We start from the raw sequence: 653 nt of genomic DNA, 5'->3' as shown, positions 1-653 counted from the left end.
GATAGCTAGCTTTAGTTGACGGTGATCTTGCCGACCATTCCGGCTCCTTGRTGCGGCTCGCAKTAGAAGCCGTAGGTGCCCGGCACGGTGAGGGKGACGGAGTMGRTSTCGCCYGGCGCGTTGAGGTACWCCTCCTGMGMGATCTTGGWGGCGTCGACGCCGCTCGGCACMTCGTCTTCGTCGAASACGACGTTGTGGGGGAAGCCGGCGTTGTTCTTGAAKGTGATGGTGTCGCCGGCCTTGACGGTGAACTGGSTGGGCTCGAAGACGAGCCCGCCGTCGCCTGCGCCCAGCAGCACCTCCTCGGCCATGGCGCCGCCGCCGGCAAGCAGGACGCTGGCGGCAACGGCCACGGCGGCGGCGGCAGTGGCCTTGCGGAGAGAGGCACGCACGGTGAAGGACCTCCTGCTGACCACTGCGCGAGCGGGCGCGGCCGTGAAGGAAGGGGCGGTGATGGCGGCAGAGGAGAGGGACGCCATGGTCGTCAGCTAGCTAGCGATCGATGGATCGATCTACGTACGTACGTACGTCCTGGAGCAAGCTATCAGAGCAAGGGCGGCAGAGGAGAGGGACGCCATGGTCGTCAGCTAGCTAGCGATCGATGGATCGATCTACGTACGTACGTACGTCCTGGAGCAAGCTATCAGAGCAAG

The 653-nt window shown here is 64.6% G+C and carries 1 protein-coding gene; it reads right to left on the bottom strand.

Going from position 1 to position 653, the window contains the following annotated elements:
* Positions 1-11 precede the first annotated feature (11 nt).
* Positions 12-392 (bottom strand): plastocyanin, encoded by a 381-nt coding sequence (gene petE, locus FWJ25_RS20710; protein WP_188093679.1) that lies wholly within the window; start codon positions 390-392, stop codon positions 12-14.
* Between the last annotated feature and the right edge of the window lie 261 nt (positions 393-653).

Source organism: Marinobacter salinexigens (genome assembly GCF_008370345.1).
Lineage (GTDB): Bacteria > Pseudomonadota > Gammaproteobacteria > Pseudomonadales > Oleiphilaceae > Marinobacter > Marinobacter salinexigens.
This window is presented reverse-complemented; position numbering and strand designations above follow the sequence as displayed.